At 75.3% G+C, this 15,121-nt stretch carries 17 protein-coding genes; 14 read left to right on the top strand and 3 right to left on the bottom strand.

Translation table 11 applies throughout. The features are described 5' to 3' along the window. Positions 1 to 94 precede the first annotated feature (94 nt). The 4 genes from ACN6LM_RS34985 to ACN6LM_RS34970 all read left to right on the top strand — a co-directional run bounded on the left by ACN6LM_RS34985 (position 95) and on the right by ACN6LM_RS34970 (position 3,114). Positions 95 to 1,288, top strand: coding sequence for a cytochrome P450 (locus tag ACN6LM_RS34985; protein WP_445069429.1), 1,194 nt, complete (start codon positions 95 to 97; stop codon positions 1,286 to 1,288). A gap of 2 nt (positions 1,289 to 1,290) precedes the next feature. After that, a complete protein-coding gene (locus ACN6LM_RS34980) occupies positions 1,291 to 2,064 on the top strand; it encodes an SRPBCC domain-containing protein (protein ID WP_445069428.1) in 774 nt (257 codons plus the stop codon). Then, the gene (locus tag ACN6LM_RS34975) at positions 2,064 to 2,264 is read left to right on the top strand and encodes a hypothetical protein (RefSeq protein ID WP_445069427.1); all 201 of its coding nucleotides are present in this window, start codon (positions 2,064 to 2,066) and stop codon (positions 2,262 to 2,264) included. Before ACN6LM_RS34980 ends, ACN6LM_RS34975 begins: the two co-directional genes overlap by 1 nt. 112 nt (positions 2,265 to 2,376) lie before the next feature. Continuing rightward, positions 2,377 to 3,114: an SDR family oxidoreductase gene (locus tag ACN6LM_RS34970; protein ID WP_445069426.1), complete on the top strand. Its 738-nt coding sequence runs from the start codon at positions 2,377 to 2,379 to the stop codon at positions 3,112 to 3,114. Positions 3,115 to 3,124: 10 nt separating this feature from the next. Here the strand turns inward: ACN6LM_RS34970 and ACN6LM_RS34965 are convergent, their stop codons facing one another. Both ACN6LM_RS34965 and ACN6LM_RS34960 read right to left on the bottom strand, forming a co-directional pair. After that, positions 3,125 to 3,361, bottom strand: coding sequence for a hypothetical protein (locus tag ACN6LM_RS34965; RefSeq protein ID WP_445069424.1), 237 nt, complete (start codon positions 3,359 to 3,361; stop codon positions 3,125 to 3,127). Then, positions 3,322 to 4,023 (bottom strand): hypothetical protein, encoded by a 702-nt coding sequence (locus ACN6LM_RS34960; protein WP_445069423.1) that lies wholly within the window; start codon positions 4,021 to 4,023, stop codon positions 3,322 to 3,324. Before ACN6LM_RS34960 ends, ACN6LM_RS34965 begins: the two co-directional genes overlap by 40 nt. 192 nt (positions 4,024 to 4,215) lie before the next feature. On the opposite strand from ACN6LM_RS34960, the gene ACN6LM_RS34955 reads away from it, so the two are divergent. Genes ACN6LM_RS34955 through ACN6LM_RS34910 form a run of 10 tightly spaced genes read left to right on the top strand, consistent with a single transcriptional unit; the run spans position 4,216 to position 14,771 of the window. After that, positions 4,216 to 5,232 (top strand): NAD-dependent epimerase/dehydratase family protein, encoded by a 1,017-nt coding sequence (locus tag ACN6LM_RS34955; protein ID WP_445069421.1) that lies wholly within the window; start codon positions 4,216 to 4,218, stop codon positions 5,230 to 5,232. 13 nt (positions 5,233 to 5,245) lie between these two features. Beyond that, entirely contained in the window at positions 5,246 to 6,880 is a 1,635-nt protein-coding gene (locus ACN6LM_RS34950) for a carbamoyltransferase family protein (RefSeq protein ID WP_445069419.1), read from the top strand. Then, positions 6,877 to 7,932 (top strand): glycosyltransferase family 2 protein, encoded by a 1,056-nt coding sequence (locus ACN6LM_RS34945; RefSeq protein WP_445069418.1) that lies wholly within the window; start codon positions 6,877 to 6,879, stop codon positions 7,930 to 7,932. Before ACN6LM_RS34950 ends, ACN6LM_RS34945 begins: the two co-directional genes overlap by 4 nt. Then, positions 7,929 to 8,537, top strand: a complete 609-nt coding sequence (locus ACN6LM_RS34940) for a D-glycero-alpha-D-manno-heptose-1,7-bisphosphate 7-phosphatase (RefSeq protein ID WP_445069416.1) — start codon at positions 7,929 to 7,931, stop codon at positions 8,535 to 8,537. Before ACN6LM_RS34945 ends, ACN6LM_RS34940 begins: the two co-directional genes overlap by 4 nt. Next, the gene (locus ACN6LM_RS34935; RefSeq protein ID WP_445069414.1) at positions 8,534 to 9,541 is read left to right on the top strand and encodes a glycosyltransferase family 9 protein; all 1,008 of its coding nucleotides are present in this window, start codon (positions 8,534 to 8,536) and stop codon (positions 9,539 to 9,541) included. The genes ACN6LM_RS34940 and ACN6LM_RS34935 overlap by 4 nt, the downstream gene beginning before the upstream one ends. Beyond that, a complete protein-coding gene (locus ACN6LM_RS34930; protein ID WP_445069413.1) occupies positions 9,538 to 10,500 on the top strand; it encodes a glycosyltransferase in 963 nt (320 codons plus the stop codon). Before ACN6LM_RS34935 ends, ACN6LM_RS34930 begins: the two co-directional genes overlap by 4 nt. Next, entirely contained in the window at positions 10,497 to 11,738 is a 1,242-nt protein-coding gene (locus ACN6LM_RS34925; RefSeq protein ID WP_445069412.1) for a glycosyltransferase, read from the top strand. Before ACN6LM_RS34930 ends, ACN6LM_RS34925 begins: the two co-directional genes overlap by 4 nt. After that, a complete protein-coding gene (locus ACN6LM_RS34920) occupies positions 11,735 to 12,355 on the top strand; it encodes a D-sedoheptulose-7-phosphate isomerase (RefSeq protein ID WP_445069411.1) in 621 nt (206 codons plus the stop codon). Before ACN6LM_RS34925 ends, ACN6LM_RS34920 begins: the two co-directional genes overlap by 4 nt. Further along, positions 12,352 to 13,758: a D-glycero-beta-D-manno-heptose 1-phosphate adenylyltransferase gene (gene rfaE2, locus ACN6LM_RS34915; RefSeq protein WP_445069410.1), complete on the top strand. Its 1,407-nt coding sequence runs from the start codon at positions 12,352 to 12,354 to the stop codon at positions 13,756 to 13,758. Before ACN6LM_RS34920 ends, rfaE2 begins: the two co-directional genes overlap by 4 nt. Positions 13,759 to 13,763: 5 nt before the next feature. Next, positions 13,764 to 14,771: a glycosyltransferase family 9 protein gene (locus ACN6LM_RS34910; protein ID WP_445069409.1), complete on the top strand. Its 1,008-nt coding sequence runs from the start codon at positions 13,764 to 13,766 to the stop codon at positions 14,769 to 14,771. A 117-nt stretch (positions 14,772 to 14,888) separates the two neighbouring features. On the opposite strand, the gene ACN6LM_RS34905 is transcribed toward ACN6LM_RS34910, so the two are convergent. Next, positions 14,889 to 15,121 (bottom strand): sigma-70 family RNA polymerase sigma factor (locus tag ACN6LM_RS34905; protein ID WP_445069408.1); only part of this gene is annotated, 233 nt, incomplete at its 5' end.

The following is a 15,121-nucleotide window of genomic DNA, read 5'->3' as shown; positions in this document are numbered from 1 at the left end:
CCCCCCCCCCCCCCCCCCCCCCCCCCCCCCCCCCCCCCCCCCCCCCCCCCCCCCCCCCCCCCCCCCCCCCCCCCCCCCCCCCCCCCCCGCCCCGGTGCACGATCTCGGCGCCGCCCTGCTCACCCGCGAGGCGCGGCGCGACCCCTACCCGCTCTACGCCCGCATGCGGCGCGAGGACCCGGTACACCGCAGCCCCCAGGGCGTGTGGTACCTCACCCGGTACGCCGACGTCGAGGCGGCACTGGGCGACCTGCGGCTCTCCAACGACCGGGACAGGATGACCCGCGCCTACAGCGCGCTCGGCGGCGACCTCAAGGAGTTCAGCCGGCTCACCGACCGGCTCGGCCGGGTGATGAGCAACACCGACCCGCCGGACCACGCCCGGCTGCGCAGACTCGCCAACCGGGCGTTCACCGCCCGCCGCGTCGAGGCCCTGCGCGACCGCGTCCAGCACCTCGTGGACCGGTTCATCGACGCGGCGGTCGCCGCCGGGCCGGAGCTGGAGCTGATCGAGGCGGTCGCCTCCCCGCTGCCCATGGCCGTCGTCTGCGAGCTCTTCGGCATCCCCGAGGAGGACCGGCCGCGGGTCAAGGGCTGGTTCAGCCGCTTCGGCCGGCTCAGCGAGGACATCGCCGAGTCCGAGAAGGCGATCGACCAGTACGAGGACTACCTGTCCGGGCTGATCCGGCAGCGCCGGCGCGACCCCGGCGACGACCTGATCAGCGCCCTGGTCGCCACCCAGACGCACGACGACCGGCTCACCGACTCCGAACTGCTCTCCACCTGCTTCGTCCTCATCACCGCGGGCGACGAGACCACCACGCACCTCATCACCAACGGCGTGCTCGCCCTGCTGCGCCACCCGGACCAGCTGGCCCGGCTGCGCGAGGACCCCGGGCTCGTGCGCGGCGCCGTCGAGGAGCTGGCCCGCTACGACACGGTGACCCAGGCGATCGTCAGGGTCGTCGCGGAGGACCTGGAGATCGGCGGGCGGACCCTGCGCGAGGGCGAGTTGGTGTACCTCTTCCTCGCCGCCACCAACCGCGACCCCGAACGCTTCGAGGACCCCGACCGGCTCGACCTGACGCGCCCCGGCAACCGCCACCTCAGCTTCGGCCACGGCCCGCACTTCTGCCTGGGCGGCCCGCTCGCCCGGCTCCAGACGGAGGTGGCCGTCGGCACGCTGGTACGCCGGCTGCCGGGGTTGCGGCTGGCCGAAGGGGCGGAGCCGGACTGGCGGCCCAACCCGCTGCAACGAAGGCTGCAAGCCCTCCCGCTCACGTACTGACCATGAACGACGACGAAGGAGCAGTACCGACCATGGCCCGAGAGTTCCAAGTCCGCAGGCAGCAGGACCTGCCCGTCGCACCCGAGCAGGTCTGGAACGCCGTCGCCACCGCCGCCGGGAACCTCGGCTGGCTCTACCCGATGGAGATCGAGCCGCGCGTCGGCGGAAAGGCCACCCGGGGCGACGCCACCGTCCTGGCCTGGGAGCCGCCGCACCACCTCGCGCTGCGGGCCACCCAGGACGGCGGCTTCTCCAACACGCTCAGTTACCGTGTCGAGCCGGCCGAAGGGGGCACGAGCCACCTGCGCATGGGCATCCACTGGGTGCACACGGGCGTCGTGGACGATGCCTGGAACTGGGACGCCAAGACGGACGTGGCCGAGAAGTACGTCGACTTCCACCAGCACGCCCTGACGGAGTACCTGCGCCACTTCGCCGGCCGCCCCGCCGTGTACGTACGGGCCCACCGCCCCGAACCGACCGGGGACCCGGCCGACTTCGCGACCCTGCGCCGCCGCCTCGGCCTCCCCGAGGACGCGGCCGTCGGCGACCGGTTCACCCTCCTGGCCCCCGAGCCGGTGGAGGTGGCCGTGGACTGGCTCAGTGCCGACTTCCTCGGCCTGCGCGGCCCCGACGCCCTGTACCGGTTCTTCAACGGCAGCACCTGGAACGTACCGATCTGGCTCGGCCACCACCTGTTCGCCGAGGACGCCGACGCCGAACGCGCCACCGAGATGTGGTCGGCGTGGCTCAACGAGCCCTCACGGGAGCGCTGATGGAGACCTCCACGCAGACCCTGCTGTTCGCCGCCGAACTCGTCGAGGACAACGGCACCTACACCCTCGTGGTGGAGGACGTGAGGAAAGGCACCGTCCAGTCCACACCGGTCCCCAGGGCGATGGTCGACAAGCTCCCGGTCTTCCTCGCGGCGCTCACCGCGAAACTCGGCCCGGTGCAACCGCGCCGCAACTGGTAGCCACCCGCCCCATCGGTGGACGCGCCGGCCCCTGGCGATCTAGCGTCGGGCGTGACAACGACGGCGGCGCGCCGACGGGCGCGGCACGGCACGGCACGGACACGGGGAGATCATGACCAGCGGCGACAGCACCTCCACGCGGGACACCGAAGCGCCCGTCACCTTCATCACCGGCGGTTCCAGCGGCATCGGGGCGGCGAGCGTGCGCAGGCTCCTCGGCCTCGGGCACCGGGTCGCCGCGACCGGGCGCAGCGCGAAGAAACTCGCCGTGCTGACCGAGGAGTTGGACGCGGGTGAGCGGCTGCTGACCTTCGAGGGGGACGCGGGGGACTGGACGCACGTGTCGGCGGCGGTCGAGGAGACCGTGCGTACGTTCGGCCGGCTCGACCACGCCATCGCCAACGCCGGATACTCGGCCGACGCCCACGTCGAGACCGGTGACCCGGAGAAGTGGCGCGGCATGGTCCTGACGAACGTGCTGGGGCCCGCCCTGCTCGTACGGGCGGCGCTCCCGGCGCTGAAGGAGTCGCGGGGGCGGATCGTGCTCATCGGCAGCGTGGCCGGGTACAAGAACACGCCCGGCAACCTGTACTCCATGACCAAGTGGGCGGTGACCGGTCTCGCGGAGAACGTCCGCATGCTGACCACCGGGTACGGCGTCGGGACGACACTGATCGCACCGGGCCGGGTCCTCACCCCGTTCTGGGACGAGCGTCCCGGCGGTGCGGCGGCGGCCGGTCCGATGATCTCCGCCGAGCAGCTGGTGGACACGCTCGTCTGGGCGATCTCGCAGCCGCGCGGCGTGGACGTGAACACGCTGGTGGTCCGGCCGGTCGGGCAGGCGAACTGACCCGAGGCCGTCAGGGGAACAGGGAGCGCCGGCGCTCGGCGGCCGCCTTGCCGGCGGCGGACAGGCACCACGTCCACCACCTGCCGAGCGCCCGCGCGGTCAGCGTCTCGCCCGGGATCACCGCGGGCCGGCGCACCACCCTCGCCCGCGCGGACACCTTGGCCCCACCGCGTACCGGATCCACCACCAGGGCCGGCACCCCCGTGCTCAGCGCCAGGACCATGCCGTGCAGGCGGTCCGTGACCATGAGGTCGAGCCGGCCCAGCAGGGAGAGGAACTGGCCGCCGGTCCGGCAGAGCCCCGCCAGTCGCCGTGCGCCGGCCGGGTCTCCGCGACGGCCGGCGCGCAGTCCTTGGTGGGCAGCCGGCCGTACAGCGTCTCGGCGACCCGGTCGTGCTCGCGCCGCCGCGCGTACTCGCCCTGGCCGTGCGTGAGGGCGACGCCCACCACGGGCTTGTCCGGCACGGTGCGCGCGGAGAGCGCCAGGTCGGCCAGGAGGCCCTTGCCGTCGCGGTCGCGGGCCGCGATCCGGTCGAACCCGAGCACCGCCGGGGATCCCCCGTCCACCACGCTCACCCCGACCGCGGTGCGCCGGCACGGGGCGTAGCGCTCGTGCAGCCGGGTGAGCTGGCCCCCGTGCACCGGACCGCAGACGAAGAGCACCTGCTCGTACCGGCCGGGGCGGGCGGCCTCCAGGGGCAGGGCGCCGGGGGCGGAGTGCGGGCTCCAGGCGGAGTCGTGCGGGACACCCGAACGGCCCAGCGCGTCGGAGACCGCGCGCTGCGCGAGGAAGCCACCGGCGGTCACCTCGCCGTCCGGGAGGCTGAACCACCCGGTGACCGGTACCCGGCCCGTCGCGCTGCGCGGACGCGGGAGCGGGTCGAGAACGCCGTCCAGGCTCCGCGCCATGATCGCCCCCCGTTCCCGGGTTCATCCCAACGGTAGTCCCGAAGATGCGCGGACGGATCGCTCCGGCAGGATCCATGGGGGAGACGCGAACGGCAGGAACGCGGCTCGGTGCCGCCGGGACAGGCGGCCGCGTACAGCAGCCGAAGCCCGTGCGTTCGTGAACTCCCGTGTCTCTGAAAGGAGATGGGACACATGGTGTCCTCGGAATCCGATCGGTTTCCCTGGCGGCACGCCCTGGTGACAGGCGGGGCCGGCTTTCTCGGCTCGCATCTGTGCGAACGCCTGCTGGCCGGGGGAGTGGCGGTCGACTGCGCCGACAACCTCGCCTCCGGATCACGGCGGAACATCGCACACCTGGAAGAGGACAAGGGGTTCCGGTTCTTTCCGCTGGATATCTCCGACACTTCCTGCGCAAGGGAATTGCGCGGTCCCTACGACCTCGTTCTGCACTTCGCCTGCCCCGCCTCACCCGCCGACTATCTGCGCATGCCGCTGGAGACGCTGGACGTCGGCAGCCTCGGCACCCGCAACATGCTCGGCATCGCCGCCCGGGACGGGGCGCGCCTGCTCCTCGCCTCCACCTCCGAGGTCTACGGCGACCCGCTGGTGCACCCGCAGCGCGAGGACTACTGGGGCAACGTGAACCCCGTGGGACCGCGCAGCGTGTACGACGAATCGAAACGGTTCTCCGAAGCCCTGGTGACCGCGCACGCCGCCACGAAGGGCACGAACGCCGGAATCGTGCGGCTGTTCAACACGTACGGCCCCCGCATGCGCGCCCACGACGGCCGGGCCGTGCCGACCTTCATCAGTCAGGCACTCGCCGGCGAACCGCTCACCGTCGCCGGGGACGGCAGCCAGACCAGGTCCCTGTGCTACGTCGACGACACCATCGACGGTGTGCTGAGCGTCGCCGCGAGCAAATCCGTGCGGCCCGTGAACATCGGCGGCAGCGACGAGACGACCGTACGGGAAATCGCCCGGCGGATCGTCAAACTGACCAGTTCCGCCAGCCGGATCGACTACATCGACCGGCCCGTGGACGATCCCGGGCGAAGGCGTCCCGACACCACTCTGGTGCGGGAGATGTTCGGCTGGGAACCCCGCGTCTCCTGGGAAGAGGGACTGGAACGCACCATCGCGTTCTTCGCCGCGCTCCCCGGCACGCCGGACGATCCCCATGCCGCGTTCCCGGCCCGCGAATTCTGAAGGAGCCCAGCGCATGCGCGTGCTCGGAATCAACGCCCTTTTCCACGACCCTTCGGCCGCCCTGGTCATCGACGGGAAGACCGTCGCCGCCGCCGAGGAGGAACGCTTCAGCCGGCGCAAGCACGGCAAGCGCCCCGTGCCGTTCTCCGCCTGGGAGCTCCCCGGGCTGTCCGCCCGGTGGTGCCTGGAAAGCGCCGGCCTCGACCCCGCCGACCTGGACGTGGTCGCCTACTCGTACGACCCGGGACTGGCCCGCCCCGCCGAGCAGATGGGCCTCTACGACCCCTGGGACGAGCTGCGCCAGACCTACGCCCGGCGCGCCCCCGAATTCCTCGCCGAAGCCCTGCCCGGCCTCGACCCGGACAAGGTCCGCTTCGTGCCCCACCACGTCGCGCACGCCGCCTCCGCCGGGCTCGCCGCCCCACCGGGCGACCGCGCGGTCCTGGTCCTGGACGGGCGCGGCGAGTGCGCCTCCCAGCTCGCCGGCCACTACAGGGGCGGCGCCCTGGAGATCCTCAGCACGCAGCCGCTGCCCGAATCGCTCGGCCTGTTCTACGAGGAGCTGACCGAGCACCTCGGATTCCTGCGCAGCAGCGACGAGTTCAAGGTGATGGCCCTCGCCTCCTACGGGAAGCCGGTCTTCGCCCAGCGGCTCGCCGAGTACGTCCACCACACCGACGGCGGCGGCTTCCGCGCCTCCGGCGTCCCGTGGGGCGAGTTCGCACCGGCGCGCCGGCCGGGCGGCCCGTACACCGAGGAGCACGCGGACCTCGCGGCCAGCGCCCAGCGGTGCCTGGAGGAGACCGTCCTCCAGCTGGCCTCCTGGCTCCACGAACGCACCGGCGCCACCCGCCTCGCGCTCGCCGGAGGCGTCGCCCTCAACTGCGTCGCCAACGCCCGCATCCACCGCGAGGGACCCTTCGACGAGGTCTGGGTCCAGCCGGCCGCCGGCGACGCCGGCACCTCGCTGGGCGCCGCCCTCCACGTCTCCGCCGAGCACGGCCCGGTCACCCCGATGAGCACCGCCGCCCTCGGCCGGGGCTGGAGCGACGACGAACTGCGCCGCATGCTCGAAACGGCGGCGCTGCCCTTCGAGGAGCCCGAGGACGTCGCCGCTGCCGTCGCCGAGGAGCTGGCGCAGGACGGTGTCGTCGCCTGGTTCCAGGGGCGCAGCGAGTTCGGCCCCCGGGCACTCGGCCACCGCTCCCTGCTCGCCCACCCCGGGCGCGCCGAGAACCTGGAACGGCTGAACGCGGTCAAGGGGCGCGAGGAGTTCCGCCCGGTGGCCCCCATGGTGCTGGCCGAACGGGCCGCCGAGCTCTTCGACGGACCGATGCCCAGCCCGTACATGCTCTTCGTGCACGAGGTCGCCGAGGAGTGGAAGGCCCGCATCCCCGCCGTCGTCCACGTGGACGGCACCGCGCGCATCCAGACCGTGGACGCGGCCTCGGAACCGATGGTGGCCCGGATGCTCACCGCGTTCGAGGAACGCACCGGGCTCCCGGTCGTGGTCAACACCAGCCTCAACACCGCCGGGCGGCCCATGGTCGACCACCCGCGCGAGGCGCTGGAGTGCTTCGGGTCCGCGCCCGTCGACCTGCTGGCCATCGGACCGTTCGTCGTCCGCCGTTCGAAGGCGTTCACATGACCGCCGAAGACGCGGAACAGCGCGTGACGATCTCCGCGCCGGACGGGTCCCCGAACGTGCCGAGCGCCGACCCCTACTCCGTGGTCATCCCCACCGTCGGCCGCCCCTGCCTCGGTGCCTGCCTCTCCGCCCTCGCCGAGGCGGCCGTCCCCCCGCCGCGCGCGATCTTCCTCGTGGACGACCGCCCCGCCCCGGACACCCCGCTCGACCTCGTCCCGGCCGGGCCGCTCGCGGACCGCGTCACGGTCCTCACCACCGGCGGCCGGGGTCCGGCGGCGGCCCGCAACGCCGGGCTGCGCGAGGTCGCCACGCCCTGGGTGGTCTTCCTGGACGACGACGTCCAGGTGCGCCCCGGCTGGGGAGCGCTCCTCGCCCACGACCTCGGACAGGCCGGGCCCGGTCTGGCCGGGGTCCAGGGCCGGCTGGCCGTCCCGCTGCCCGACGACCGCAGACCCACCGACTGGGAGCGCTGCACGGCCGGCCTGGAGGACGCCGCCTGGGCCACCGCCGACATGGCCTACCGCACGGAGACCGTGCGCCGGGCCGGCGGGTTCGACGAGCGGTTCCCGCGCGCCTTCCGGGAGGACGCCGACCTCGCCCTGCGCCTGATGAGCGGCGGCTGGACGCTGGCCCGGGGCACCCGCTCCACCCTGCACCCCGTCCGCCCCGCCGACCGCTGGGTCTCCGTGCGCACCCAGCGGGGCAACGCGGACGACGCCCTGATGAACCGCCTCCACGGACCGGACTGGTGGACCAGGGCCGACGCCCCCCGGGGCCGGCTGCCCGGCCACCTCGCCGTCACCGCCGCCGGACTGGCCGCCGCCGCGCTGGCCCTGTCCGGGCGGTTCCGGGCGGCGGCGGTCACGGGCGGGCTGTGGGCCGCCGGGACCGCCGAGTTCGCCTGGGCGCGCATCGCACCGGGGCCCCGGACCGGCGCCGAGGTCGCCACCATGCTCGCCACCAGCGTGGTCATCCCGCCGCTGGCCGTACTGCACCGGGGCCTGGGCGGCATACGCCACCGCCGGGCCACCGCCTGGGGAGGCACCGGATGAGCGCCCAGCCCCACCGCACCGCCCAGCCCGGCGGGCCGCCGCTCATCCGGCCGGCCGCCGTGCTCTTCGACCGGGACGGCACCCTCGTCCACGACGTCCCGTACAACGGCGACCCGGACCTGGTCAGACCGGTGGCCGGGGCCGCCGACGCCGTACGGCTGCTGCGGGAGGCCGGCATACCCACCGGCGTCGTCAGCAACCAGTCCGGCATCGGCCGCGGCCTGCTCACCCACCAGGACGTCCGCCGGGTCAACGCCCGCGTGGACGAGCTGACCGGCCCCTTCGACGTCTGGACCTACTGCCCGCACCGCCCCGACGAGGGCTGCCCCTGCCGCAAGCCCCGGCCCGGCCTGGTCATCGGGGCCGCCGTGCGGCTCGGCGTCCGCCCCGGCGACTGCGCCGTCATCGGTGACATCGCGGCGGACGTCCTCGCCGCCCGGGCCGCCGGCGCCGAAGGCATCCTCGTACCGAACGCGCGGACCCGGCCCGAGGAGACCCGGGCGGAGGCGGACCCCGCGCCCGACCTCCTCACCGCCGTCCGCCGGCTTCTGGCCCGTCCGCACCCCGCCGGGACGGCCGCACGCGTGCGGGGGCGGACCGCGTGAGGGCGCTCGTCGTACGACTCGACAGCTTCGGTGACGTGCTGCTCGCCGGGCCCGCCGTCCGGGCCGTCGCCGCGCACGCCGCGCACGTCACCATGGTCTGCGGGCCGCTGGGCGAACCCGCCGCCCGGCTGCTCCCCGGCGTGGACGAGGTCATCGTCTGGCAGGCGCCCTGGGAGGGCACCGACCCGCCGCCCGTGGACGAGGCGGACGTCCCCGGCCTCCTCACCGCCCTGCGCAGGGGCACGTACGACACCGCACTCGTGCTGACCTCGTTCCACCAGAGCCCGCTGCCGACGGCACTGCTGCTGCGCATGGCCGGGGTGGCCCGGATCGGCGCCGACAGCGTCGACCATCCCGGCCGGCTGCTCGACGTATGCCACCAGCGGCTGCCCGGCCGGCACGAGGCGGAGGCCGCCCTCGACCTGGCCGTCGCCATGGGCTTCGCCCTTCCCGCCGGTGACCACGGCCGGCTGCGCGTCCTGCCGCCGCCCGACACCGCCGCGCTCACCGGCAACGGCCCCTACGTCGTCGTCCACCCCGGCGCCAGCGCCCCCGCCAGGGCCTGGGACCCCGGCAGGCATGCCGAGGCCGTCCAGGAGCTGGCCGACGCCGGGCACCGCGTCGTCGTCACCGGCGGACCGGCCGAGACCGGCCTCACCCGCCTCGTCAGCGGCGACGTGGCCGTGGACCTCGGAGGGCGTACCAGCCCCCGGACCCTCGCCGGTGTGCTGTGCCACGCCGACGTCGTGGTCAGCGGCAACACCGGACCCGCCCATCTCGCCGCCGCCGTGGGCACCCCGGTCGTCTCGCTCTTCGCGCCCGTCGTGCCCGCGTCGCGCTGGGCGCCCTTCGGCGTGCCCTTCGTGCTCCTCGGCGACCAGCGCGCCCCCTGCGCCGACACGAGGGCCGTGCACTGCCCGGTGCCGGGCCACCCCTGCCTCGACGGCGTCACCGCGCACGACGTGGTGAGCGCGGTGCACAAGCTCCGGAAGGAGAGCGCGTGAACATCCTCATCTGGCACGTCCACGGTTCGTGGCTGACCTCCTTCGTCCAGGGCCCGCACACCTGTCTGGTGCCGGTCACCCCCGACCGGGGCCCCGACGGCCTCGGCCGCGCCCGCACCTGGGACTGGCCCGCGTCCGTCCAGGAGCGCACCCCCGCCGAACTCCGGGACGCCGAGATCGACCTCGTCGTGCTGCAACGCCCGCACGAGATCGAACTCACCCACGAGTGGACCGGCAGACGACCCGGCCGGGACGTGCCCGCCGTGTACGTCGAGCACAACAGCCCGCACGAGACGCCCGTGGACACCCGGCACCCGCTCGCCGGCCGGTCCGACGTCCCCGTCGTGCACGTCACCCATTTCAACCGCCTGATGTGGGACAACGGCCGTGCCCCCACCAGCGTCATCGAGCACGGCATCATCGACCCGGGGCACCAGTGGACGGGCACCGAGCCCCGGGCCGCCGTGGTCGTCAACGAGCCCGTGCGGCGCGCCCGTACCACCGGCACCGACCTGCTGCCCGCCTTCGCCGCCGCCGTCCCGCTGGACGTCTTCGGCATGCGTACGGAGGGTCTTGCGGACCATCTCGGCCTCACCGGGGCGCAGTGCCGCACCTTCGACCTCCCGCAGGACGAACTCCACCGGGCCATGGCCCACCGCCGGGTCTATCTGCACCCGGTGCGGTGGACCTCGCTCGGGCTCTCCCTGCTGGAGGCCATGTTCCTCGGCATGCCCGTGGTCGCCCTCGGCACCACGGAAGTGCGCGAAGCGGTGCCGCCCGGTGCCGGAGTCGTCTCCAACCGGCCCGAGGTCCTCGCCGATGCCCTGCGCCACTTCGCCGCCGACCACGCCCACGCCGAGCACACGGGCCGCCTGGCACGGGAGGCGGCCCGGGCCAGGTACGGGGTCCAGCGCTTCCTGGACGACTGGGACCGACTCATGAAAGAGGTCACGCGATGACGCAGCCCATGCCGCGACCCGCCCGGATCGCCCTGGTGTCCGAGCACGCCAGCCCGCTCGCGGAACTCGGCGGCCCCGACGCCGGCGGACAGAACGTGTACGTGGCCCAGCTCGCCGCACGCCTGGCCCGCAGGGGACACGACGTCACCGTCTACACCCGCCGCGACCGGCCCGACAAACCGACCCTGGTGCGGACCGAATCGGTCGTGAAGGTCGTCCACGTACCGGCCGGCCCGCCGACGGCCGTGCCCAAGGACGACCTGCTCGCCTGGATGCCGGACTTCGGCGCCTACCTGGCCAGGCTGTGGCGGCTCAACCGCCCCGACGTCGTCCACGCCCACTTCTGGATGTCCGGCCTGGCCGCCCTCGCCGGGGCCCGCGAGGCCGGGGTCCCCGTCGTGCAGACCTACCACGCCCTCGGCACGGTGAAGAGGCGTCACCAGGGCGGCGAGGACACCAGCCCGCCCGAGCGCGTCGACATCGAGACCCGGATCGGCCGCGAGGCCCACCGGATCATCGCGACCTGCGCGGACGAGCTCAACGAGCTGACCGCCATGGGCATCCCGCGCTCCCGGATCAGCATCGTGCCCTGCGGCGTCGACACCGAGCACTTCGCCCCGGTGCCGCTCGCCGACCGGCCGCCCGGCGCCCCGCACCGGCTGCTGTCCGTCGGCCGGCTCGTCCCCCGCAAGGGCTTCGACCGCGCCATCAAGGCCCTCTCCCGCGTCCCCGGCGCCGAACTCCTCATCGCGGGCGGCCCGGAGGCACCGCTCCTGTTCGCCGACCCGGAGGCCGAACGCCTGCGCAAGGTCGCCGCCGAGTACGGAGTCGCCGAACGGGTCCGGCTCCTCGGCTGCGTACCGCAGGGCCTGATGCCCCCTCTCATGTCCAGCGCGGACCTGCTGCTGTCCCTGCCCCGCTACGAACCGTTCGGCATCGTCCCCGTCGAGGCGATGGCCTGCGGCGTCCCCGTGGTGGCCACCGCCGTCGGCGGACAGCTGGACACCGTCGTGGACGGCGTGACCGGCACGCTCGTGCCGCCCGCCGACGACGAGGGCCACGACCTCGCCGCCACCGTCCGCGAGCTGCTCGCCGACCCCGGCCGGCGCGCCCGCTACGGAGCGGCCGGCCGCACCCACGCGCTCGCCCGGTTCACCTGGGACGAGGTGACCGACGGCGTCTCCCGCGTCTACGCCGAACTCGTCCGGACCCCCCAGCCCTCGGAGGTGGCACGATGAAGCTGATCGCTCCCGGCCAGCACTGCGACGACCTCGCCCGCGCCCTCCCCGCCTTCCGCCGCGCCGCCGGCGTCACCGAACGCTGGGGCAAGACCCTGGCCCGCGTCCTGTCCGACGGCGGCCGGCTGCTCGTCGCCGGCAACGGGGGCAGCGCCGCCCAGGCCCAGCACCTCACCGCCGAACTCGTCGGCCGCTACCGCGACGACCGCCCCGCCTACTCGGCGATCGCCCTGCACGCCGACACCTCCTCGACCACGGCCATCGCCAACGACTACGGCGTCCACGAGGTGTTCGCCCGGCAGACCTGCGCCCACGGCCGCCGGGGCGACATCCTCATGCTCCTGTCCACCAGCGGCGCCAGCGCCAACCTGCTGGAGGCCGCGCAGGAGGCCATGCGCATCGGCATGCCCGTCTGGTCGCTCACCGGTCCAGGACCCAACCCGCTCTCCACCACGAGCGACGAGTCGCTGTGCGTCGAGGCCGCCGGATCGGCCACCGTGCAGGAACTCCACCTCGTCGCCGTCCACATGATCTGCGAGAGCTTCGACCGCGAGATCGCCGCCCGCACCGCCGCCCGCCCGGTGGCGGGCACCCCCGCCGAGGAGGACGCCTCGTGAAGCGCCCCGCACCCCTCGTCGTCGTCGGCGACTCACTGCTCGACCAGGACGTCTCCGGCCACGCCGAACGGCTCGCCCCCGACGCGCCCGTGCCCGTCGTCGCGGACGCCGAGCACCGCACCCGGCCCGGCGGCGCGGCCCTGGCGGCCTGCCTCGCCGCGGCCACCGGGCGGGAGATCACCTTCGTCACCGCGCTCGGCGACGACGAGGCGTCCCACACCGTGCGGAACCTGCTGGGGCACCGGGTCCGCCTGGTGGAGGTCCCGCTCGACGCGCCCCTGTCGCGGAAGACCAGGCTCATGGCGGACGGGCGGCCCCTGCTGCGCCTGGACGAGGGGGACGGGCGCGCCGCCGGCCCCTCGGCCGAAGCCGAGCAGGCACTCGCGGACGCCGGGGCGGTCCTCGTCGCCGACTACGGGCGGGGCACCGCCGACGTCCTGCGCGAGGCGCTGACCGCACGGGCCACCCGGATCCCGGTGGTCTGGGATCCGCACCCGGCCGGCTCCCCGCCCGTCCCCGGCACCCGGCTCGCCACCCCCGCCGCGGCCGAGGCGCGGCACTTCGCCGGGAAACCGGGGCCCGCCACCCGTCCCGAGGACCACCGCGACGTCCTGCGCCAGGCGTCGGCGGACGCCCGGACCCTCCTGGAGAAGTGGGGGATCGCCTCCGTCGCGGTGACCCTCGGCGAGCACGGCGCCCTGCTGTCGCGCGGCGGCCCCCCGCTGCTGGTGCCCGCCCCCTGGCGGGCGAGCGGCGACTGCTGCGGCGCCGGGGACAGCTTCGCCGTCGCGGTGGCCGGCCGCCTCGCCGACGGCGACCTGGTCGAACTCGCCGTCCGCGAGGCCGTCGAGGCCGCCGCCCGCTTCGTGTCCGGCGGCGGCGCCCACGCGGTGCTCCGGGACGCCGGGCCCGCCGAGGCGGACGGCACGTCCGGCGACGCCCGCGCACTCGTCCGGCGCGTCCGCGAGAGGGGCGGCACCGTCGTCGCCGCCGGCGGCTGCTTCGACCTGCTGCACGCCGGACACGTCCAACTCCTCCAGGCCGCCCGCCGGGCCGGTGACTGCCTCGTCGTCTGCGTCAACTCCGACGCCTCCGTGAGGCGCCGCAAGGGCGGCGGACGGCCCGTGGTCCCGGCCGAGGACCGGGTCCGCGTCCTGCTGGCGCTCGACTGCGTGGACGCCGTCGCCGTCTTCGACGAGGACACCCCCGAAGGCCTCCTGGACGACCTGCGCCCGGACATCTGGGCCAAGGGCGGCGACTACGCCCTCACCGACCTCCCCGAGACCGCCCTGGTGGAGAGCTGGGGCGGGCAGGTGGTGCTCCTGCCCTACCTCGACGGCCGCTCCAGCACCCGGCTGGCCGAGCGGGCCGCCGGCCGCCCCGGCGCGCCCACCCGGAGGTGAGCCCGGTGGCCGAGACCCGCCCGGCCCCCTCGGGCGACCGCCCGGCCGTCCTCGTCCTGCGCGCCCTCGGCCTCGGCGACCTGCTGGCGGCGGTGCCGGCGCTGCGGGGCGTACGACGCGCCTTCCCGGAGTACGAGACGGTGCTCGCGGCCCCGGGCAGCCTGGCGGCGGCGGTCCGGGCGACCGGAACCGTGGACGTCCACTTCGCCACACCCGAGAACGGCCGCCAGGTCCCCTCGCTGGACCACTGGCCGGGCCCGCCGCCCGCCGTCGCCATCGACCTGCACGGCAACGGGCCCCTCAGCCACGCCGCGCTCGCCGCGCTCGGCCCCGCCCGGACGCTCTCCTTCGCCCGCCCCGAGGCGGACCACCCCGACCCGCCCCGCTGGCGGCGCGACGAGCACGAGCGGCTGCGCTGGTGCCGGTTCCTGGCCGCGTACGGCATCCCCGCCGACCCCGCCGACGTCCGCGTCCCGCCCCCCGCCGCGCCCTCCCCGGCACCGGGCGCCGTCGTCCTCCACCCCGGCGCCGACGCCCCGGCGCGCCGCTGGCCCGCCGAGCGGTACGCGGCCGTCGCGACGGCGCTCCGGGACGCCGGACACCGCGTCGTCCTCAGCGGCGGCCCGGGCGAGGAGGCGCTGTGCGCCGAGGTCGCCGGACGCGCCGGACTCGACCCCGCCGACGTGCTCGCCGGCACCCTCACCTTCGACGGCCTCTCCGCGCTCGTCGCCCGCGCCGCGCTCCTCGTCAGCGGCGACACCGGACCGGCCCACCTCGCCTTCGCCCACGGCACCCGGTCCGTCACCCTGTTCGGCCCGGTCGCCCCCTCGCTCTGGGGTCCGCCCCCGGACCGCCGGCACACCGCGCTCTGGCACCCGGGCCCGCCCGGCGACCCGCACGCCGCCACCCCGGACCCGCTGCTCCTGCGCATCACCGCCGACGAGGTGCTGGGCAGCGCCCTGGCCGCCCTGCACCGGGGCGCGGCGGCGAAGGAGGCGGCCGGGCACGGCTGAGCCCCGCGCCGCGCGGGGCCTGCCCTCGGTACTGCGCCGGCGCAGGCCCGTACCACCGGACATCGAACGGCGGCTCGCCGCCCTGGAACGGGCCCAGCGGCAGGGGACGGCGCGGCGCTACGTCGGCTGACCGGCCGCCTCCTGGAGCGCCTGCCTGCGCACCTCCTCGCAGCATTGGGCGATCAGCCGGGAGACGTGCATCTGCGAGATGCCGAGCGCCTCGGCGATCCGGTCCTGCGTCATGTCGCGGAAGAACCGCAGGTAGAGGATGGTGCGCTCGCGTTCCGGCAGGCGGCGCAGCCCGGGCTTCACGGCCTCGGGGGGGGGGGGGGGGGGGGGGGGGGGGGGGG

The organism is Streptomyces sp. SAS_281 (assembly GCF_052542855.1).
Note: the sequence above shows the minus strand (reverse complement) of the source record. Positions and strands in the feature narration are given on the sequence as shown.

What these genes read in the sequence shown, in the direction of transcription:
- ACN6LM_RS34980 (WP_445069428.1), top strand. Translation starts at nt 1,291, where the DNA reads ATGAACGACGACGAAGGAGCAGTACCGACCATGGCCCGAGAGTTCCAA.
- ACN6LM_RS34975 (WP_445069427.1), top strand. Translation starts at nt 2,064, where the DNA reads ATGGAGACCTCCACGCAGACCCTGCTGTTCGCCGCCGAACTCGTCGAG.
- ACN6LM_RS34970 (WP_445069426.1), top strand. Translation starts at nt 2,377, where the DNA reads ATGACCAGCGGCGACAGCACCTCCACGCGGGACACCGAAGCGCCCGTC.
- ACN6LM_RS34965 (WP_445069424.1), bottom strand. Translation starts at nt 3,361, where the DNA reads ATGGTCACGGACCGCCTGCACGGCATGGTCCTGGCGCTGAGCACGGGG.
- ACN6LM_RS34960 (WP_445069423.1), bottom strand. Translation starts at nt 4,023, where the DNA reads ATGGCGCGGAGCCTGGACGGCGTTCTCGACCCGCTCCCGCGTCCGCGC.
- ACN6LM_RS34955 (WP_445069421.1), top strand. Translation starts at nt 4,216, where the DNA reads ATGGTGTCCTCGGAATCCGATCGGTTTCCCTGGCGGCACGCCCTGGTG.
- ACN6LM_RS34950 (WP_445069419.1), top strand. Translation starts at nt 5,246, where the DNA reads ATGCGCGTGCTCGGAATCAACGCCCTTTTCCACGACCCTTCGGCCGCC.
- ACN6LM_RS34945 (WP_445069418.1), top strand. Translation starts at nt 6,877, where the DNA reads ATGACCGCCGAAGACGCGGAACAGCGCGTGACGATCTCCGCGCCGGAC.
- ACN6LM_RS34940 (WP_445069416.1), top strand. Translation starts at nt 7,929, where the DNA reads ATGAGCGCCCAGCCCCACCGCACCGCCCAGCCCGGCGGGCCGCCGCTC.
- ACN6LM_RS34925 (WP_445069412.1), top strand. Translation starts at nt 10,497, where the DNA reads ATGACGCAGCCCATGCCGCGACCCGCCCGGATCGCCCTGGTGTCCGAG.
- ACN6LM_RS34920 (WP_445069411.1), top strand. Translation starts at nt 11,735, where the DNA reads ATGAAGCTGATCGCTCCCGGCCAGCACTGCGACGACCTCGCCCGCGCC.